General features: G+C 69.7%; 19 protein-coding genes. 11 read left to right on the top strand and 8 right to left on the bottom strand.

The annotated features are described in order from the left end of the window. Nucleotides 1-6 precede the first annotated feature (6 nt). Nucleotides 7-588 carry a dihydrofolate reductase family protein gene (locus tag BMY04_RS17595; RefSeq protein ID WP_091184156.1) on the top strand — a complete coding sequence of 194 codons (582 nt, stop codon included), beginning with the start codon at nt 7-9 and terminating at the stop codon, nt 586-588. A gap of 312 nt (nt 589-900) precedes the next feature. On the opposite strand, the gene BMY04_RS17590 is transcribed toward BMY04_RS17595, so the two are convergent. Continuing rightward, entirely contained in the window at nt 901-1,950 is a 1,050-nt protein-coding gene (locus BMY04_RS17590) for a LysR family transcriptional regulator (RefSeq protein ID WP_232506475.1), read from the bottom strand. A gap of 4 nt (nt 1,951-1,954) precedes the next feature. On the opposite strand from BMY04_RS17590, the gene BMY04_RS17585 reads away from it, so the two are divergent. After that, the gene (locus BMY04_RS17585) at nt 1,955-2,842 is read left to right on the top strand and encodes a DMT family transporter (RefSeq protein ID WP_232506474.1); all 888 of its coding nucleotides are present in this window, start codon (nt 1,955-1,957) and stop codon (nt 2,840-2,842) included. A gap of 364 nt (nt 2,843-3,206) precedes the next feature. After that, the gene (locus BMY04_RS17580) at nt 3,207-3,806 is read left to right on the top strand and encodes a dihydrofolate reductase family protein (RefSeq protein ID WP_091184153.1); all 600 of its coding nucleotides are present in this window, start codon (nt 3,207-3,209) and stop codon (nt 3,804-3,806) included. 84 nt (nt 3,807-3,890) lie between these two features. Here BMY04_RS17580 and BMY04_RS17575 read toward each other — a convergent pair whose 3' ends face one another. From BMY04_RS17575 to BMY04_RS17545, 7 genes are all read right to left on the bottom strand, one after another. Then, entirely contained in the window at nt 3,891-5,135 is a 1,245-nt protein-coding gene (locus tag BMY04_RS17575; RefSeq protein ID WP_091184149.1) for an RNA polymerase sigma factor, read from the bottom strand. Then, a complete protein-coding gene (locus BMY04_RS17570; protein ID WP_091184146.1) occupies nt 5,135-5,551 on the bottom strand; it encodes a YciI family protein in 417 nt (138 codons plus the stop codon). Before BMY04_RS17570 ends, BMY04_RS17575 begins: the two co-directional genes overlap by 1 nt. An 88-nt stretch (nt 5,552-5,639) precedes the next feature. Next, nucleotides 5,640-6,407, bottom strand: a complete 768-nt coding sequence (locus tag BMY04_RS17565) for a dienelactone hydrolase family protein (RefSeq protein WP_091184142.1) — start codon at nt 6,405-6,407, stop codon at nt 5,640-5,642. Between the two features lie 267 nt (nt 6,408-6,674). After that, the gene (locus BMY04_RS17560; protein ID WP_091184139.1) at nt 6,675-7,226 is read right to left on the bottom strand and encodes a dihydrofolate reductase family protein; all 552 of its coding nucleotides are present in this window, start codon (nt 7,224-7,226) and stop codon (nt 6,675-6,677) included. A gap of 130 nt (nt 7,227-7,356) precedes the next feature. Further along, nucleotides 7,357-7,851, bottom strand: a complete 495-nt coding sequence (locus BMY04_RS17555; RefSeq protein ID WP_139209952.1) for an ATP-grasp domain-containing protein — start codon at nt 7,849-7,851, stop codon at nt 7,357-7,359. Between the two features lie 11 nt (nt 7,852-7,862). Then, complete coding sequence (locus BMY04_RS17550) at nt 7,863-8,258, bottom strand: ATP-grasp domain-containing protein (protein ID WP_139209950.1); 396 nt, start codon at nt 8,256-8,258, stop codon at nt 7,863-7,865. Next, nucleotides 8,255-8,962, bottom strand: coding sequence for an NIPSNAP family protein (locus BMY04_RS17545; protein ID WP_198410239.1), 708 nt, complete (start codon nt 8,960-8,962; stop codon nt 8,255-8,257). The genes BMY04_RS17550 and BMY04_RS17545 overlap by 4 nt, the downstream gene beginning before the upstream one ends. Nucleotides 8,963-9,078: 116 nt before the next feature. Here BMY04_RS17545 and BMY04_RS22885 point away from each other — a divergent pair, with 116 nt between their 5' ends. The 8 genes from BMY04_RS22885 (at nt 9,079) to BMY04_RS17505 (ending at nt 17,429) form a co-directional block, all read left to right on the top strand. Further along, complete coding sequence (locus BMY04_RS22885; RefSeq protein ID WP_170854204.1) at nt 9,079-9,639, top strand: TetR/AcrR family transcriptional regulator; 561 nt, start codon at nt 9,079-9,081, stop codon at nt 9,637-9,639. Between the two features lie 352 nt (nt 9,640-9,991). Further along, a complete protein-coding gene (locus BMY04_RS17535; RefSeq protein WP_232506473.1) occupies nt 9,992-11,224 on the top strand; it encodes an aminotransferase-like domain-containing protein in 1,233 nt (410 codons plus the stop codon). A gap of 238 nt (nt 11,225-11,462) precedes the next feature. Then, the gene (locus BMY04_RS17530) at nt 11,463-11,885 is read left to right on the top strand and encodes a DUF3224 domain-containing protein (RefSeq protein ID WP_091184126.1); all 423 of its coding nucleotides are present in this window, start codon (nt 11,463-11,465) and stop codon (nt 11,883-11,885) included. Nucleotides 11,886-13,139: 1,254 nt separating this feature from the next. Continuing rightward, nucleotides 13,140-14,189 (top strand): aminotransferase class V-fold PLP-dependent enzyme, encoded by a 1,050-nt coding sequence (locus BMY04_RS17525; RefSeq protein ID WP_091184124.1) that lies wholly within the window; start codon nt 13,140-13,142, stop codon nt 14,187-14,189. A gap of 75 nt (nt 14,190-14,264) precedes the next feature. Then, nucleotides 14,265-14,630 carry a beta/alpha barrel domain-containing protein gene (locus tag BMY04_RS17520; protein WP_091184120.1) on the top strand — a complete coding sequence of 122 codons (366 nt, stop codon included), beginning with the start codon at nt 14,265-14,267 and terminating at the stop codon, nt 14,628-14,630. Continuing rightward, nucleotides 14,627-15,037: a dihydrodipicolinate synthase family protein gene (locus BMY04_RS17515; protein WP_170854203.1), complete on the top strand. Its 411-nt coding sequence runs from the start codon at nt 14,627-14,629 to the stop codon at nt 15,035-15,037. The genes BMY04_RS17520 and BMY04_RS17515 overlap by 4 nt, the downstream gene beginning before the upstream one ends. A 582-nt stretch (nt 15,038-15,619) precedes the next feature. After that, entirely contained in the window at nt 15,620-16,351 is a 732-nt protein-coding gene (locus tag BMY04_RS23630) for a GrpB family protein (RefSeq protein WP_332452337.1), read from the top strand. Between the two features lie 487 nt (nt 16,352-16,838). Further along, a complete protein-coding gene (locus tag BMY04_RS17505; protein WP_170854201.1) occupies nt 16,839-17,429 on the top strand; it encodes an isochorismatase family protein in 591 nt (196 codons plus the stop codon). Nucleotides 17,430-18,355: the final 926 nt, after the last annotated feature.

Genomic DNA, 18,355 nt, shown 5'->3' with positions numbered 1-18,355 from the left:
ACGGGTGTGCACACCATAAGCGTCATCGAATTCATCACCCTCGACGGAGTCGTGGAGGACCCCGACGGGACCGGAGGGAGTCCGCACGGTGGCTGGGCGTTCCGCTTCGGGCCGGAGTCCGTGGCCGGGGACAAGTTCAGGCTGGGCGCCCGCCTGGAGGAGGCAGGGCTCCTGCTCGGCCGCGGGACCTGGCAGCTGTTCTCCATGATCTGGCCGGGCCGCACCGACGAGTTCTCCTCGCGGATGAACGCCGCGACCAAGTGGGTGGTCTCGCGGACCCTCACCGACGTGAGCGCCTGGGGCGGCTCGGTCCTTGTCGCGGGTGACCTGGTCGCCGAGGTGCAGCGGCTGCGCCAGGAACGTGAGGTCGTCGTCGTCGGGTCCACCTCCATCGCCCGGCAGCTGATGGAGCACGACCTGGTCGACGAGTACCGCCTCCTAGTCTTCCCGACCGTGGTCGGCGCCGGAGGCCGCCTCTTCGAGGGCGCGCGCTGCTCCGCGGACCTCCGGCTGACCTCGGTCGAGCGCACCGGAGCTGCGGCGTTGCTGTGCTTCGAGCGGGTGGGCGGGCGAGCCGAACCGGGCTAGTAGCGTGCGGACGTCCGACGTAGTCGCAGGGGCGACCTGCGGAGGTGGGCTCGCCTGCGGGTGCCGCGCGCGAGGCTGTGGCCACGGCCAGGCTCCGGGTGGTCGAGGCGCGCGGCCTGCGTCTGCAGGTAGCGCTGCTCCGCCGGCTCGTGGTCTGGCGGGCCGCCTCCTCGTACATCGGGCGCGAGCCGCTCGAGCACTCGGGCAGAGCCGCCACGTGGACCCAGTCCCTGACCTCGCCGCGAGCCGCCTTCGCGCACGCGGCGATCGCGGCCTGCGCCTGGTGCCGTCAGCTCAGGTGGAGGGGTTGCGTCAGCCTGTTCGCTCGACGTCGCTCAGCACGCCGGCCTGCTCCTCGAGCAGCTCGACCAGCCGGACCGCTGCCGGGTTGCGTGCGACCGTCTTGCGGACCCGCACGCCGATCCTCCTGGTGGGAGTCGGGTCGGTGATGGGGATCGCCCGGGTCGTCTGGGGCAAGCCCTGTGCGCCGAGTCGTGGCAGCACGGTGATCCCGAGGTCCTCGGCGACGAACTGGACGGCACTGGCGTAGTCGTGCGTCTCCACCCGGAACGTCGGGGTGAATCCGGCAGCGGCGCAGGCCTTGAGGACGACCTGGCGACAGGGGCCGTGGGCGACGTCGTTGTCGATCCACGCCTCGTCGGCCAGCAGGCTCAGCGGGATGCGGTCGTGGACAGCGAGGTCGCTGTCGCGGCGGATCACCACGTAGTAGGGCTCCTCGATGAGGTGGCGTTCCCGGAACTCGGGTGTCGTGCTCTGCGAGACGCCTTCGACGAAGATCTCGATGTCCGGCTGGTAGGTGTTGCCGCCCTCGACGAGACGGAGGTCGAGGCGCAGCCGCGGGTACTCCCTCGTCACCATGGCGAAGACCGGAGGGACCCAGGTCGACCCGGCGGACGCGAAGTAGCCGACGGTCAGGGTGCCGTCGCGTCCAGCGCGCAGGTCGGCGACCAGCAGGTCGAGCCCCGTCAAGGCATCGAAGACGCGCCCAGCCTCCTCGGCGAGCTGCCGGGCGGCGGCGGTCGGGACGACCCGACGCCCGTCGCGCTCCGTCAGCGCCAGGCCGGTCGCCCTCTGCAGGGCGCTCACCTGCTGGCTGATGGCGGACGGGGTGTAGCCGAGGGCGGCGGCAGCACCGTGCATGGTGCCTTCGGCGATGACGGCGCGGAGCACCCGAAGTGATCGTAGGTCGAGCACCCGCGTCACGATACAGGACTGCTTAACGATCGACCAGAACTGTGCGCTTGTGCTTAGCAGTGAGTCGAGCGATGGTGTGGCCGTGGAAGACGGAGGTGTAGCCCGCAGAGCACGAATTTCCCCCGAGCACCTGGTCGCGTTGGCCACCGCGGTGTCCCTGCTCCTGTGGGCCTCCGCGTTCGTCGTGATCCGGTGGGTCGGCCAGTCGTTCGGTCCCGGTGCGCTGGCGTTCGGCCGGCTGCTCGTCGGTTCGGTGGTCCTCACCGTCCTCGTCCTCGTGCGGCATCGCCAACAGCCACCCGCCGGTCGGACCCTGGCGCTCGTGGTCGCGTACGGCCTGCTGTGGTTCGCGGGGTACGCCGTCGTCCTCAACTGGGCCGAGCGGCACCTGGACGCCGGGACGGCATCGATGCTGGTGCAGCTCGCGCCGCTGATCGTCGCCGTCGTCGCGGGGCTCGCGCTCGGCGAGGGCTTCTCGAGGCCCTTGGCTCTCGGACTGGTGGTCGCGCTGTCCGGGGTCGCTCTGATCGCCGTCGGCAGCCACAGGCCTGGTGTCACCGACCGGACTGGTGTCGCCCTTGGGTTGCTCGCAGCCGTGCTCTACGCCGGCGGCGTACTCGTCCAGAAGCTGGCGCTGCCCCGCGTCGACGCCTTGACGGCCACCTGGCTGGGTTGTCTCGTCGGCGCCCTCGCGACGTCACCCTTCGCCCACCAGGCCTGGACGCAAGCGACGTCAGCGTCGTGGCGGGACCTGGTCGCCGTCGTCTTCCTCGGTGTCGGACCCACCGCCGTCGCCTTCACCACCTGGGCGTACGCCCTGTCCCGGTCCGGTGCCGGAAAGCTCTCGGCCACGACCCTGAGCGTCCCCGCCGTCGCCATCGCGCTGTCGTGGCTTGTGCTGGGCGAGGTGCCGGTCCTGCTGTCCGTCGTCGGGGGAGTCCTCTGCGTCGTCGGTGTCCTTGTCACCCGGCGCTCTGGCAAGGCTCCGACGTCGGTCGCCCCGTCGCCACCTGTCACCGTCGAACGTTCGGGTTCGTGATGGTCCAGCGAGCGGCACGCCTGGCCCGAGCGCGTGCGGCAGGTCGCGGCCGCAGCGGTCAGCGCGTGCGAGGGGCCTTCCGACACCCGGGACCGGCCCTGCGGTCGGCAGGTCTGACCACAGCCCGGTGAGGAGATGGTTGCGCTTCGTCGAAGCCGGCGAGTGAAGGCCGACCTGGCCAGAGGCCCCCGACGTCACCGCGATCCGGTCGGCTGACCCTGGTCGTTCCGGGAGCGGGGGCTGTCGCGACCGTCGAACCCGGCCCAGCCGCTGAACTCGGTCTCGCAGGGTGTCGATCGCGGCCCGCCCTGATCGACGTACTGGTGACGAGCAACACGACTCGCACTTCGCCGAAGGAGCCTCCATGTCCCAGACCGACTACGACCGCAGCGAAGGCCAGTCCGAGCCGCCCACCCGCAAGGTGGTCGGGGGCTACTTCCTCTCGCTCGACGGGGTGGCGGAAGCGCCTGACCAGTTCATCACCGCCTGGGACGATGAGGTGGATGCCAGCGGCGCGGCCCTCATCGCCAACCAGGACACCGTGATCCTGGGTCGCCGCACCTACGACGAGTGGGTGACGTTCTGGCCGGGCAGCGACATCGAGCCCTTCGCGTCCTTCATCAACGCCGTGCCGAAGTACGTCGCGACCTCCACGCCCCTCGAACCCGCCTGGGCCGAGTCGCAGGTGATCGAGGGCAACGTGGTGGAGCTCGTGCGGCACCTCAAGTCCCAGCCGGGCGGCGAGATCGGCGTGCACGGGAGCATTTCGGTCGCCCGGACGCTCCTCGGCGCCGGTCTCCTCGACGAGTTGAGGCTCGTGATCGCCCCGACTGTCGCCGCAGCCGGCAAGCGCCTGCTCACCGACCTGTCGGCCATGCAGCTCGAGGTGCTCCGTGGCACCACCTCGCCGAGTGGCTACCTGCTGGTCGACTACCGGGTGCTCCCGCCCGCGGCGGCTGCGTAAGCACCGGCTGGCACCCCGCGGACCGCGGCCGGGCGCGGCGCAGGCGCGCTGCGCCCGACCCGCGCCCTGCGGCCCTCGAGCCGGTCAGGTGGAGCGGGCACGCGCGAGGAGGTGGCTCCGCTCGACCTCGTTCGCGGTGAGCCCGGCGGCACGCTCGAACTCCGCCCGGGCGTCGGCGGGACGGCCGAGCTTGGACAGCAGGTCGGCCCGCACGCTCGGCAGCAGGTGGTACCCGCGGAGCACCGCCACGTCGAGCAGCGTGTCGGTCACGGCGAGCCCGGCCGCCGGGCCGTCGGCCATCGACACCGCGACCGCGCGGTTCAGCTCGACGATCGGCGAGCGGGTGATCGCGACGAGATCGGCGTACAGCTCGGCGATGCGCGCCCAGTCCGTGTCCGCGACACGTGCCGCCCGAGCATGGCACGCCGCGATCTGGGCCTGGACCAGGTACGGGCCGGGACTCCTGACGGTGCGCTCCGCCCGGTCGAGTGCGCTGAGACCGTGGGTGATCAGCAGGCGGTCCCACCGGGACCGGTCCTGCTGGTCCAAGGTGATGATCGTCCCGTCGGGACGGGAGCGGGTGCGGAGGCGGGATGCCTGGATCTCCATCAGTGCGACGAGCGCGTGCGTCTCGGATTCATCCGGCACCAGGGCGGCGAGCATGCGGCCGAGGCGCGTCGCCTCCTGGCACAGCTCGACGCGTGCCAGCCGCGTCCCGGCCGTGGCGGTGTACCCCTCGTTGAAGACCAGGTAGACGACCTCGAGCACCGACGCCAGACGGTCGGCGAGCTCGTCACCGACCGGGACCTGGAACGGCACCTGGGCGTCGGCCAGCGCCTTCTTGGCCCGCGTGATGCGGGCCGCCATCGTCGTGCCCTGCACCAGGAACGCGCGGGCGATCTCCTCCGTGGAGAGGCCCGCGACGACCTTCAGGGTGAGAGCGACGCGGGCGTCGACGGACAGCACCGGGTGGCACGCGGTGAACATCAGCCGCAGCACGTCGTCGTCGACGTGCAGATCGAGCTCGAGATCCTCCATCGGCGTCAGGTCAGGGGAGACGTCGCGACCGAGCAGCTCGAGCTTGCCGCCCAAGGTCGCTGCGCGACGGAGGGCGTCGACGCCCCGACGGCGAGCCACGGTCATCAGCCACGCGCCGGGTCTCGCGGGCACGCCCGACCTGGGCCACTGCTCGAGCGCGGCGACGAGGGCGTCCTGCGCGAGGTCCTCGGCCAGCCCGACATCGTGCACGATCCGGACCAGACGCGCGACCAGTCGGGCCGACTCGATCCGCCAGACCGCGTCGATCGCCTCGTGGGTCGCGAGGACCATCAGCGCGTCGAGCCGGGCTCTGCAGGCGCGTCGAGCCCGGACGGGCTCGCCTCGGCGTGGAAGTCGCTGAAGTCCTCGGCGTCGAGGACCTTCCGGATCTCGACCTCGCCGCCGCGCAGCGGTGAACGCCGGACCCACTCGACGGCTTCTTCCATCGAGGCGACCTCCCAGACGGAGAAGCCTGCGATCAGCTCCTTCGTCTCGGCGAACGGACCGTCCCTCACCCAGGTCGTGCCGTCGACGTCGAAAGCGACGCGCTTGCCCTTCGCACTGGGCTGGAGCCCGTCACCGGCGAGGACGATGCCCGCCTCGACCAGCTTCGCGGTGTACTGGTCCATGGCCTCGAACTCCTCCGGAGAACCGAGGTCGCCGGACTCCGACCGTTCTGTCGCCTTGACCATCACCAGAACCTTCACCAACGACTCCTTCGTGTCTGTTCCGACATGGCGAATCCCCGTCGGGCTCCACCTCGGCGCTGCCTGGCCGACGCCGGGGGTGCGCTGCTCATGACCCGACCGAGCCTGCGTGGTGCTCGCCCTGGCTCGGGCGGAGCCCCAGGTGCCGGGCGAAGAAGGCGGCCGCGTCGTCGGCCGCGTGGCGAGGGACTCCGGTGTGCCCCCCCATGCTGGCGTAGAGCGTCTTCTCCTTGGAGCCGAAGGCGTCGAACAGGTCCAGCGCCAGGCTCCGGTCGTTGCCTTCGTCGTCCCACTGCAGCAGGACGTGCAGCGGGATCGTGACGCGACGGGCCTCGTCGGACGTCGAGCGAGGGACGTGGCTGCCGGCGAAGAGACCGGCGGCCGCGATGCGGGGTTCGGTGGCGGCCAGGCGGACACCGATCGCGAGCACCCCGCCCGAGTAGCCGACCGGGCCGCTGACGTCCGGCAGCGCAAGGAGCTCGTCGAGAGTGGACTGCCACTCCGGCGCCGCCCGTTCCACGAGCGGCAGGATCAGCCGGTCGACGATCCGCTCGACCGGGTCGCCCGCGGCCAGGGCTCGGCGCAGGTCGGCGCGGGCCTGCTCGACGTCGGTCAATCGAGGTCGTTCCCCGCTGCCGGCAAGCTCGATCGTGGCTGTGGCGAAGCCGATCGCGGCGAGCTGTTCCGCTCGACCGACGAGCCGCGGGTACATGGCGGGCAGCCCGCCGGGGTGACCGAGCAGGATCAGCGGAGCCGGCGAGGAGGCCGGTGTCCACAGCAGACCTGGGATGTCGCCGAGGACGAAGGCACGTTCGAGGACGGTGCCGCCGAGCGATGTCTCGGACGTGAAGTACATGGGCGTGCCTTTCGGGCGAGATGAACGGCCCCCGCGACGCCCTGCCGCCCGGACGCCGGGCCGTGATTCTCCTCGGAGGCATCCATCGTGATCCTTCGTTCACGGGCACCACCTCCTCGGACTCCGTCATGGTCGCGGGGGAGGCAGCGTCGTCGGACTCTCGCGGACGACAGTCGTCGAGGGGCGGGTGCCTGCCGGGCGAACGAGGCATGGCATGGGGAATTCGCGATCAGGTGGTTGCGGAGGGAGAGGACAGCTCGTCGAGGATCAGGAACGCCTCGCGATCTCGAACCACCGACCTGTCGGGCCGGTGATCTCGGGCCGGTCGACGGGCTCGAGCCGAACCGTCCTGCCGCCGGGGCGGTCGAACAGGCGGACGCCGTCGCCGAGCAGGAAGGGAGCGATAAATACCATGACCTCGTCGAGGAGATCTGCCTCGATCAAGCTCCGTGCGACGCCGGCACCGAGGACGTTGACGTACCTCCCCGCGGCAGCGTCCTTCGCCGCCGCGACGGCCTCGCGAACGTCCCCCGAGAACATCAGCCCCGGCGTGTCAGCGAACCGTTCGGGGGAGCGTGACAGCACGACGACCGGACCCACCCACCGGCCGCCGAAAGCGCCCTCGTCCTCCGTGCCGGCGTTCGGGTCGTCGCCGGTGTGGGTACGGCGTCCAACCAGGAGAGACCCGATCTCGTCCATCAGGAGGTCGGCGCCCGGGTTCGGTGTGGCGAGGTAGTCGCTCAACCACGACATGTCGCCGTCGGGTCCTGCGATGAAACCATCGAGCGACATCGTCGCGGAGTAGAGCAGCTTGCTCATCGTCGACCTTTCACATGTCCGGCTGTGTCCTGCTTCGTCGTCGGAGCCCGGCGCCGGATGTCCCCAGCCGCGTCACGATCGCCCGCGACCCGGGCAGGGACGGGCTGGGCTTCCGCCCCCACCGCCCTGGTCATGATCCGCCTGGGCAGTCGGACGCGAGGAGGTGACGGGCGAGGCGGTCGCGCGACCCGGCGGAGGCGAAGGAGAGGAAGAGGAAGCAGTCGGTGACTTCCAGCTCGAGGAGCAGGGGACCCTGAGCGCCGGGGACCAGGTCGACGCGGGCGTACGTGAGCCCTCGCCGGCCGCCTGGCACCGTCGCCAGCGCCGCCGCCGCCAGTGCGTGCTCGGCTTCGCTCGGTCGGACCGAGGAGACGGTGTGCAGCACGTCGGCCACGACGACCGGGTGACGCACTCCGTGTTCGACGAGCAGCGGGTCCCGTCGGACGGCGTGCGAGAACTCTCCACCCAGGAACACCATGCTGGTCTCGCCGTCCGCCTCGATGGCGTCGACGTACGGCTGCACCATGATCGTCCGGCCCTGACGATGGAGTTCCGCGACGAGCGCGGTCGCCCGCGGGTCGCCCAGGTCCGCGAACCGCCCGGTGTCTGCGGCGCTACCGCTCACGGCCGGCTTGATCACGGTGTCGCCCTCGGGGTCCCAGTCGCCCGCAGCGGCTGGCCGGGGTCGAGGAAGATCGTGGGGATCGTCGCCACTCCTGCAGCAGCCAGGTCGTCGAGATAGCGCTTGTCCGTGTTCCAGGCCAGGACGTCTCGCGGGTTGGCCGTGCGCCGGCACCGGCGCGTCCAGTCGAGGAACTCGGCGCGCCTGAGCGGGTAGTCCCAGGTGCTGCGCACGAGCACGACGGGGAACTCCGGCCACGACACCGCCTCGGAGTCCCACACGCCCACGCGGACGTCGGCGCCCGCATCCGTCAGGGCCGACACCAGCAGCGGTCCGTCCTCGTCGAGGTCGGGTGCTGCAGCGCAGGTGGCGACGCCGATCAGAGGACGTCGGCCCGGGTGGTCGGTCAACGGAGGGCGGACCCTTCGGTGGGTGCCAGCCGTCGTTCGTCAGGCTCGCCCTGCAGGCACGTGGTGAAGGCGTGCCAGCCCGGTGCGTGCCGGAGTGCTCGTCGAAGACGGCGGTGCACCGCTACATCCGGGTAGCGCGCGACGCGGACCAGCACCGTCTCGCCCTCCCGGACGGGAAGTGCGGGGAAGTTGTTCTGCCGCGGTTCGGTCTCGAGCAGAGCGACGGTCGTCACCCCGGCAGCAGCCTCAAGCGGCTCGACCACCTCCGTCAGGAACCGCAGGCATCTCGAGGCCGAGGCCGACCCCGCGATGTTGAAGATCGACGCCACAAGGAGTGGAGGAGCGCACGGCTCACCCGCCTGCGAGAACGTGCTGGCCGGGGGCCCGCACCAGCCCGACGACCCGCGGACCGGACGGAGCAGCAGGACGTCGTCGGAGTCGACCATGGTGGCGTTCGCCTTGTCGCGGTGACTCCGCCACACGGGACCGCCATAGAAGGCCGCGAGTGCAGGCCCCCTGCTCGCCATGCCCTCGAAACCCCGGAACCAGACGAAGCGGTCGTCGTCGTCGAGGTCGCGGAACTGCCCAAGCACCCGGATGCCGGCAGCCTCCTGCGGCTCGACGAACTCACTGTCGAACAGCTCGACGAGGACGTCCCGCTGCCCACGGTGCAGCGTGTACTGCCGCAGCTCGATCACGTCCACGATGTCCCGCCTTAAGTAGAGCGCTCACCATAGTGACAGGCGGTAGGGTCGTCAACGTGGCTGCTACGAGGCTCCGACCCGGCACGACGGGGGGCAGCGGTAGTCGCCAGCGCCTGGTGGAGGCCGCGGTCGAGCTGTTCAGCAGGCAGGGCTACGAGGCGACCGGGGTGAAGGACATCGCGGTCGCCGCGTCGGCCCCGATGGGCTCCTTCTACTTCCACTTCCCGGGCGGGAAGCAGGAGCTGTGCGTCGCCGCACTCGGTCTCGGCGCGGATGCCTTTGCCGCGACGCTTCGGCGAACTCTCGAGATCGAGCCCGTCGAGGACGCACTGGCAGCGTGTCCGCTGCTGCTCGCGGAGGCGCTTCCCAAGTCCGACTGGGCGGACGGCTGCCCCGTGGCCACCACGGCGCTCGAGTCCGTCACCCGGGCACCGGCACTGCGCGCGGCGGCCGCCGAGGCGTTCTCCCGCTGGAAGGACGTCGTGGGGCAGCGTCTGGTCGAGGCGGGCATGACGACAGAGCGTGCCGAGGAGCTGGCGAGCAGCGCGATAGCGCTGATCGAGGGCGCGGAGATGCTCGCTCGGGTCGAGGCCGACCCGGCTCCGCTGCTGCACGCAGCCAGCACCCTTCGGACGCTCACGCGGGTCGCCATGCTCGAGTCCGCAGCTCAGGCCTAGGGCGCAGGAACACGCTGCTCATGGCGCAGGACTGGGCCCAGGAGCTGCCGGAGGCGGATGTCCACTCCTGGCCTCTCGTGTCGCGACGCCCTGTCGGGATCGCAGGACGCTTCGGTCCGGTGATCAGGAGCGTCGCGATCGACGAGGAGACGGCGGCGACGACCGGGGCGTCTCCACCCCGACGAGGTCGTCGCCGGCGTCGGCCACCGCATGGTGTCGACGGGCTCGAACACGTTCGCGCGGTTCCTCGAGCAGGTGGAGGACTGGCGCGCCGACGCCCATGCAGCGTCATCTCAGGGGTGACGTCGCCGTTGCGGCATAGGGTGCCCGTCACGGACCTCCAGGAGCAGCAGTGAGCATCACCACGACGCCAACCGCAGCAGCCACCACGGCGAGGACGGGGCGGGTACCTGCCCTGTCGGCACGGATCGGTGCGGTCCGCTCCTCGGTCATCCGCGACCTGCTCGCCCTGACAGAACGCCCACAGGTGATCTCCTTCGCGGGCGGGCTGCCGGCCCCCGAGCTGTTCGACCTGGAGGGGGCGCGGGCATCCTTCGACGCCGTGCTGCGAGCCGGCGGCCGCCGGTCGCTGCAGTACTCCACGACGGAGGGCGATCGGCGGTTGCGAGCTGGCATCGCGCAGCGGTACACCGCCCGGGGGCTGGCGACCGAAGCCGACGACATCCTCGTGACCACGGGCTCCCAGCAAGGCCTGAGCCTGCTCTCCACCGTGCTGGTCGACCCCGGCGACGTGGTGCTCGTCGAGAGCCCGAGCTACCTGGCGGCCCTGCAGTGCTTCGCGCTCGCCGGCGCCCGTCTGGTGGCCGTGCCCTCGGACGAGCGTGGCATCGACACCGACGCCCTGGCCGCCCTCGCCGAGCGGCTTCGACCGAAGCTGCTCTACGTCGTGCCGACGTTCCAGAACCCGACCGGTCGTAGCCTGAGCGCGCAGAACCGCCGGGCCGTCGCTGCCGCTGCCGAGCAGCACGGGTTCCGGGTGCTGGAGGACGACCCCTATACCGAGCTGCGCTACTCGGGCGAGCCGCTGCCGACGATCGCCTCGCTCGCGGCGCCTGGCCAGGTGGTCAGCACGGGCAGCTTCTCCAAGATCCTGGCTCCCGGGCTGCGGCTGGGCTGGGTCCGCAGCGACCCTGCGCTGCGGGCTGGTCTCGTCGTGGCGAAGCAGGCGGCGGACCTGCACACGTCCACGGTCGACCAGGCCGCTGCGGCGCACTACCTCGAGGCGGGGCGGCTCGACGCAGCGATCGCGCGCTCGCGCGGGGCGTACCGCCTGCGCCGGGACGCACTCATGGCCGGCCTCGCGTCCGCGCTCCCGCCAGGCAGCACCTGGAACGCGCCCGACGGCGGCATGTTCGTGTGGGCGAGCCTGCCGCACGGTTGGGACACCACGCGGCTGCTCGCGGTCGCGCTGCAGCACGACGTGGCCTTCGTGCCGGGCGCCTCGTTCTTCCCCAGCGATCCGCCGCCGAACGCGATGCGGCTCTCCTTCACCACTTACGAGCCCGACCGCATCCTCGAGGGAACGGACCGGCTGGCCGCGGCTGTGGCGGCGGCCGCCGGCTGAACGGCAGGGTCGTCGGCGCTGCGGGAACGGAGGCCGACGCTCCCCGCGCCTGCACCGCTGCCCCGCGAGCTCCGGGAGACCAGTTGCGCCGCCGGTCGGACGCGTGGAGTGAGTACCTCCCGTGGGCAAAGAGGTGGGCGCGGACGCTGTGCTGCCGCCCGCCGAGCACCTCAGCCCAGCGCTGCGTGTGCGAGAGCAGCGGGAGCGTGGCGAGGTCTCATGTAGTTAGGTGGGCCTCATGACAGCCAACGCCTTGGCCACCGGCAGCTTCACCATCGACATGACCTCGGCGGACACCGACCTGCCCGGAGCTGCGCGCTTCGACTTCACCAAGCAGTGGGTAGGAGACTTGGAGGGAACAGGCCGGGGTTTCATGCTCTCGGCTGGCAGCCCTGCCGCCGGTAGTGCCGGGTACGTGGCACAGGAGGTGTTCGAAGGAAGAATTAATGGTCGACAGGGTGCCCTCGTCTTCCATCAGTTCGGACGAATGGTCGCCGGGTCGGCGTCGCAGTGGTACGAGATAGCACCTGGCTCAGGCACTGGTGAGCTCGAGGGGATCGGCGGCACCTTGAGCATCGAGGTGGTCGACGGACAACATCGCGTCACCCTTTCGTACGCGATCGATGACGGGCTTTCCGCCGCTCACGGCGAGAGGCCCTGAGAAGCCGGCGTGTCCAGACCTACAGCTTGGCCGGACGGATCGCATCACCTTGACTCGCCGGCGTGCGCCCCCCGATGCAGTGTCGGCGCAGGATGCCGTGCGGCTCGTCAGGGTCGAGCAGCGGCGGAAGCAGGCCTATTGGCTACCGCACGGCCGGTCGTGCACCGGCGTCTTGAATGACGGTCGATGCTCCTACATTCTGCAAGGGGCCGGCGGGATGGATTGCCGCTGATCATGGTCGGCAGTATTGGCATCTATCGTGGCCGACCTAGCGTTTGAGGAGCGGACGATCGCGGGGTTGATCAGGCCTTCTTGGGTCCGCCGTTTCACCTAGGCGGGGGTCGTAGCGGAGCCAGCCAAGGACGACGACGTAGAGAGCGCGGTTTGGCGTTGCGGTCGCCGCCGCGGTGGCCGTCGGGCGGCTTCGGTGTGGTGGAGGCGGCCCCAGACATGACTCCCGCGCCGCAGGGCCTGCTTCGCGCGCGGCGGAGAGGGCCGTCCAGGCGGGGGCCCTGGTGGGACAAAGGGTGATCTAGGAATGTTGCTGAGCAGAAGTGAGTAGATGCTGTCCGTGTCACAGGCCGTGAGCCGCGTCATCCATGACAGGACGTGAGCGAGCCGGCCTGGTCGGGCATCTACCAAGGGCCGTTCGATAATCGAGCTTGGCCACCTGCTCGGTGCGGCCCGATCACGAGCTGCGGGCAACCTGGTTGGCGACTGCTGCGCCATGGTCCTGGCCGAGGAGGTGCAGGCACAGATCGTGTCGCCCAAGGTAGCCGGCCGAGGTGAGCCGTCGTCGACGTGCAGGACGGCCGCGTCGACTTCGACAGCGGGGTGACGGCTCAGCCAGGGTGTTGGCGTATCGCCAGTGAGTGGCTACCCGCCGACCACGAATAAGCCCGGCGTCGGCGAGCGCGAGGCGCCGTACACAGCGGCACGATGCGGCTCCCGCGCACGTGCGCCTTCTGCAGGACGCGGCATTGCGCTAGTTCAGGTGCGATCAGCCAGTCGCCACCCAGCGACGATGACAGTGTCCGCATCGCGAAGACCCTCGACCGCTACCTGGGCTCAAGCAGCCACCCGGTGTCGGTCGGTAGGGGACCCGGCCTTGCCGGCGACCAGGGTGACCGCGAATCGCCATGCACCGCGCTGCGGTCGTGGCCCACGACCAGGCCCCTCCCTTCGGCCCGATTCTTTCGATAGCAGGCCCGAGCGCCACTGGCCCTCATCCTGCCGCGAGGGTGGGATGGCGGCATGACAACCGCACCGCCAGCCGCACCGACGGCCACTCTGGGGGGCTGGATCCGCCGCCCTGGCTATCTCGACACTGCGGCGTACGGACTCCCTCATCCGGCGGCGCACGCAGCTATGTCGTTGTGGCTGAGCGAATGGGCCGACGGCGCAGTGCCCTACAGCCATTGGTTGGAGGGCGTCGATGCGGCCCGCGCGCTGTTCGCCGGCCTCATCGGGATGCCCGAGTCAAGCGTGGCTACCGGGGTCAGTACCTCGCAACTTGCCGGCCAGCTCGCCCAGTCCCTGCGCGACGGCGCGCGTGTGCTCGCACCGCTCGGGGAATTCGCGTCCCTGGTGTATCCGTTCCTGGCTCAGCGAGACCGGGGTGTCATTGTCGACGAAGTGCCGCTAAGCGAACTCGCTCACAGGATCGACCACCGGAGCGACATCGTGCTGGTCAGCCCAGTGAGCGCTGCTACAGGTGACGTCGCACCACTCGACGAGATCGCTGCGGCCGTCCGGGGTAGCGACACCCGCGTGATCGTTGACGGGGCGCAGGCGTGCGGGTGGCTGAATGTTGACTGGTCAGCCTTCGATGCCGTCATAGTTCCCGCGTTCAAGTGGCTCTGCGCACCTCGTGGCATTGCCTTCCTTAGCCTCTCGCGGCGGCAGTTGGCTGACCAGCGGCCGTCCTCTGCGGGCTGGTTCTCCCACCGCGACGGCTCACGCCCGGGGCTGCACGCCGCGGACCAACCAGACGCCCGAGCGCTCGACATCTCTCCGGTGTGGTCGAGTTGGACGGCCGCTGCCGCCTCATTGCGTGTCCTGGCCGACGTCGGCATCGATGCCGTCAACCAGCACAGCGTGTCGCTCGCGAACCACTTTCGCGCGGGTCTCGGTCGACCGCCCGCCGACACCCCCATCGTCGTCGTTCCGGACGCTCCCCGCCCCGTCGTGCTGCGCGAAGCTGGCCTCACTGTGACCTCGCGAGCCAACCACGTGCGAATCGCTTTCCACCTCGGGAACACCAAGGACGATGCCGACCTCGCGCTCGAGGCCCTGGCCCGATGAATACGCCGGCACCTGGCGACTTCAGCCACGCTCGCTTCGAATCGGTATCCGTTGTCACGGTCATGCCATTCGACGATGGCCAACACCTGCGCCAGAACGAGTTGTAAGCACCTCGCTCGTCTCAAGGACGCTGCTCTTGGCACGATCACCCTGCACGGGAGCGTTGGTGAGTTCGGCAGTCTGTCCTCGAAGGAGCGCCTGGCAGCAACAGCGGCAGCGGCCGAGGTCGCAGCAGACCGGCTGATCGTTGCCGTGGGTGGTGACCTGGTGACCGCGCTGCTCGACGCCCACGAAGCGGCCCGACATGATGTGCGCTTTGTCATGGTTCACCAGCCAAACCAGCCGCTGCGCGCCACTCGAGGCTGGATTGAATACCACCGGCGCATCGCCTGCGCCGTCCCCGAGACCGGCGTGCTTGTCTACCTTCGGACGCAGCGGTGAGCCCCGAGCATGTGTTGGCCCTGCTGGACGTCAGCCCCAATCTCGTCGCCATCAAGTGCGCTCTCCCCAGCATCGACAAGTTGCGCGTGCTCGCCGAGCTGACGCGCGGTCGAGTCGCCCTGATCGGCGGACTCGGTGAGGTGCCGGTGGTGGAGCAGTGGTCGGCTGGAGTACGTGGCTTTACCTCCGGCGTAGCAAACGTGATGCCGGAGCTGCCGCTCGCGCTGTTCGACGCGTTACGGCTCGATGACGCCAGGCAGGCCGCAGCGATCGTCGACCGGCTCCGGTCGTTCGAAGAGCTCCGTGCCCGCGATGCCGGCGCCGCTAGCGTCGCCACGATCAAGGAGACCCTGCGTCGACAGGGTCGCTTGCGCTCCGCTGCTGTTAGGCCCCCGCTGCGGGGCTGACGCCCGACGCCGTTCGCGCGCTCGCCGGCACCCTCGAGGCCATGGGGTGGGAAGGCTGACGAGCTCGAAACCGGACGCGAGCGTGTGACGAGACCCGGGAGGCCGCTCTCGGATCGTCTTGGACGAATTGAAACCGACGTTACGCCGGATGAACACAGACTCGACCACCGCTAGGAGCCCGGTCCTGTGGGCGTCGCAGCTGGCCAACTTCTGCAACGGTGAGCCGTCGGAGACGGTCCGAATTGATAGCTCTGGTGAGGTCGCCCACGCGTTCCCGCGATCGACCGCGACGGCAGGTTCGAATTCGAGGTCGACCGCAGATCGTGGAGCAGCCGCACCGGAACTCGGCTCGGCCATGTTGGGGGGATCGAGGGCTCGTACCAATCCTCATCGCGTGCGCTTAGCACTGGATTACTTCAGTCGTCGAGTACGTCTTGCGCCGGCGCCCGGTGAGAGGCGCTGCGCTCCTCAGGTCTGGCGAGGACCCCGCGAGAAGTGGCATGAAATTGCTCAGCTCAAGCGGCGGACAACGCCTACCGTCTCAGAGGTGCTAAACGCATCACCTGCGAACCTCCTCCGCAGGTGGACGGGGTCGTCTCGCCAAGGCTGGGGCGGCTCCGTCCTTCCACGCGCGCTCCCCGTTGGGAGCCGGGGAAAGCGTGCCTTCTCTTGCATGGGATCGCACGACGTAGGGCGGACCCGAGTGTTCGGAGCGGGTGCCGGGCTCTTTGGGGTTTGATCACAGTAGGAGTTGGGACTTGCGCCGTGCATCGGTCTGATGTGGACGAAGCTATCGAGGTTGTGGCCTATCGACCGGAGTGGGCCGACCAAGGACTCGCGCTCACGCGGCAGATTTGGCGATCTCTCGGCACCGGAGTGGCAGATGTACAGCACATCGGCAGCACGGCCGTGCCTGGGCTTGCTGCGAAGCCGGTCCTTGACGTGGGTGTGGCCCTGGCCAAAGCCCGGTGGCCCTCCGCCGCCCGGTTGCTCGAAGGCCTGGGATTCACCGATCTGGGTGCGGCTGGCGTCGAGGGGAGGCGGTACCTCCGCCGGCGGGACAGACTGCCTTCCGCAAACGTGCACCTGCTCGAGCCCGACCAGTCCCTTTGGTCGGACAACCTGCTTCTGCGTGACTACCTTCGAGCGAACCCATCAGCGGCCCTGCGGTACGAGACGCGCAAGCGCGACGCAGCGCGGTGTTACCCGACTCTGTTGAGCTACTCGGCGGCGAAAGACGAGGTTGTTCGCGAGCTGGTAGCTGAAGCGCGAGCCTCCTTCGAGGGGCCCCGCGACGTGCCTCGTCGTTGCTGAGCAGGGTCCAAGCCGGGCTGTAGGCGGGTGGAGGGTCACGCCGAGCAGCGGTGCCAGGAGTAGCGCCTGCGGATGCCGACGACATCGCCCAAGGGCGCGGCTCGGATCGGCCAGCGCCGACGTGCTTCTTCGGAGCCCGGGTGTGGTCAGATGCGGGTCCGTTTGCTTGCGGCGGACGAGCGGACGGAAGAAGCGCGCGGCGGGGCACCGGCGGCGAGCACGCGGTCCGACCGCGGTCGACGAGCTCGGCGCACTTGCACGGTGCGTCACGTCGGTGCGCGAGGCGCGTGCGTGGTCGCGCTCCCGCGAGACCGTTTCTGCTGTCCGAATTGTCAGACTCGGACTCCGTCGAGCGGCTCGCCATCACGGATCGATCGCCTCAGGAGCAGTCCAAAACGTCCCGGTCTGCCGCATCTTGTCCGGAACCGTGCGGTTCCTGACGGTCCAGGACCTCCTCGTGACGACGCGTGGCGTCCAGGCTGGAGTTATGAACAGCGCTCTGCTCGTGGTTGACGCTCAGGAGTCCTTCCGGCAACGGGAGGACTGGTCGGCGGTCAGCAACCCCTCCATCGTCGACGAGATCCTCGCCCTGGTGGAGCCGGCTCGAGCCCGCGGGGATCTGGTGGTGTGGGTGCTGCACGCCGAACCAGGTTCGGGCGGGGTCTTCGACCCGGCTCGGGGCTTCGTGCAGCTCTTGCCGGGGCTCTCTGTGACGGAGGGGGAGCCCGTGCTCACGAAGACCGCGCACAACGCCTTCACCACCACCAACCTGCAGCAGCAGCTGACGCAGCACGGCGTGAAGGAGGTGGTGGTGAGTGGCATCCGGACCGAGCAGTGCTGCGAGACCACCGCCCGCATCGCGTCCGACCTCGGCTTCGACGTCACCTTCGTGAGTGACGCAACAGCGACCATGCCGCTGGCCGATCCTCGCGCGCCCGCCGGACGTCCCTACCGCGAAATCCTCGCCGACCCTCGGACGCTCAGCACCGCTCAGGTGGTGCAGAGGACCGAGTACGCGCTGGCCGGACGCTTTGCGCGGGTCTGCATGGTGCGCGACCTCGTCGGGACATCTGCGTGAGCGCCGTTCGCGCGAGCAGCGAACGCTTCGCTCGCTTGAGCTGACGGTGGTACGGCTCTCGACCTCTGTGGCTGGTGCGGGGGCGGGACCACCCTCGTACAGCTCGGACGGGCCGAAGGCGGCTCCGACGCTGGCGCCCGGCACCCGCGCCAGCTGCCGCCCTCCCGGCCGTCGGCAGGCTGAAGGCTCCTGGGCTGCATCCTGGTGGGAGAGCCGGAGTGGCCTCGCCCTGTGGTAGCACGAACGGTTGTCCTGAGCTCCGGAGCGACCTGCTCGGAGGCGTCCGGGGCGGCATCTTCTCGCACGGCCCACGCTTCATGAGGTGGGCCGAGAGGTTGGGGTGGTGCTCGCGTGGAAGACTCCTCAGTTCCCCGTCCGGAGCTGCGTAGCGGATCGAGACGGTGCGACGAAACCATCAAGAAGGCGCCCATCGGGCAGATCATCGCCTCTCTCGCAAGCTCGATCCCTGAAAGAACCCCGATCACGTAGCACCTTCTTCACGAGGTCCTGATCAGGCTGAGTCCGCGACCAGTCCCTTCGCCATCGCTTCGGCTATCTCAGCGAGAACTCCCAACCGCGTCCGTGCTGCCGACCTCCGTGAATTTGCGCGTTTGCCCGCCACCGACCAATGGCGTGCATCGAACAATCGCGGTACGCACGGTCCGGCTGCTGCGCACGCTCTCCAGGCCAGGTCGACCTCCGCAACGATGACCCGGCCCAGATTCCCGAACTACCACAACCGCATCAGATTCGGTCCAGACAATGCGGCAGGCCAGGTCTCTCGAAGCCTAAACGTGCGAATTGCTGAAGGTTCTCCGGACTGAGCCAGAGTCCTCCTGGTAAGGAAAACGGCCAGGAGGCTCAGAGCGGCGGCCCGGCCGGCGCTGCCGGAGAATCGTCGTGTTCAAGATGAGCTTGTCCGGGCC

Origin of the sequence: Microlunatus flavus (assembly GCF_900110855.1) — a bacterium.
GTDB classification, from domain to species: domain Bacteria; phylum Actinomycetota; class Actinomycetes; order Propionibacteriales; family Propionibacteriaceae; genus Microlunatus; species Microlunatus flavus.
This window is presented reverse-complemented; position numbering and strand designations above follow the sequence as displayed.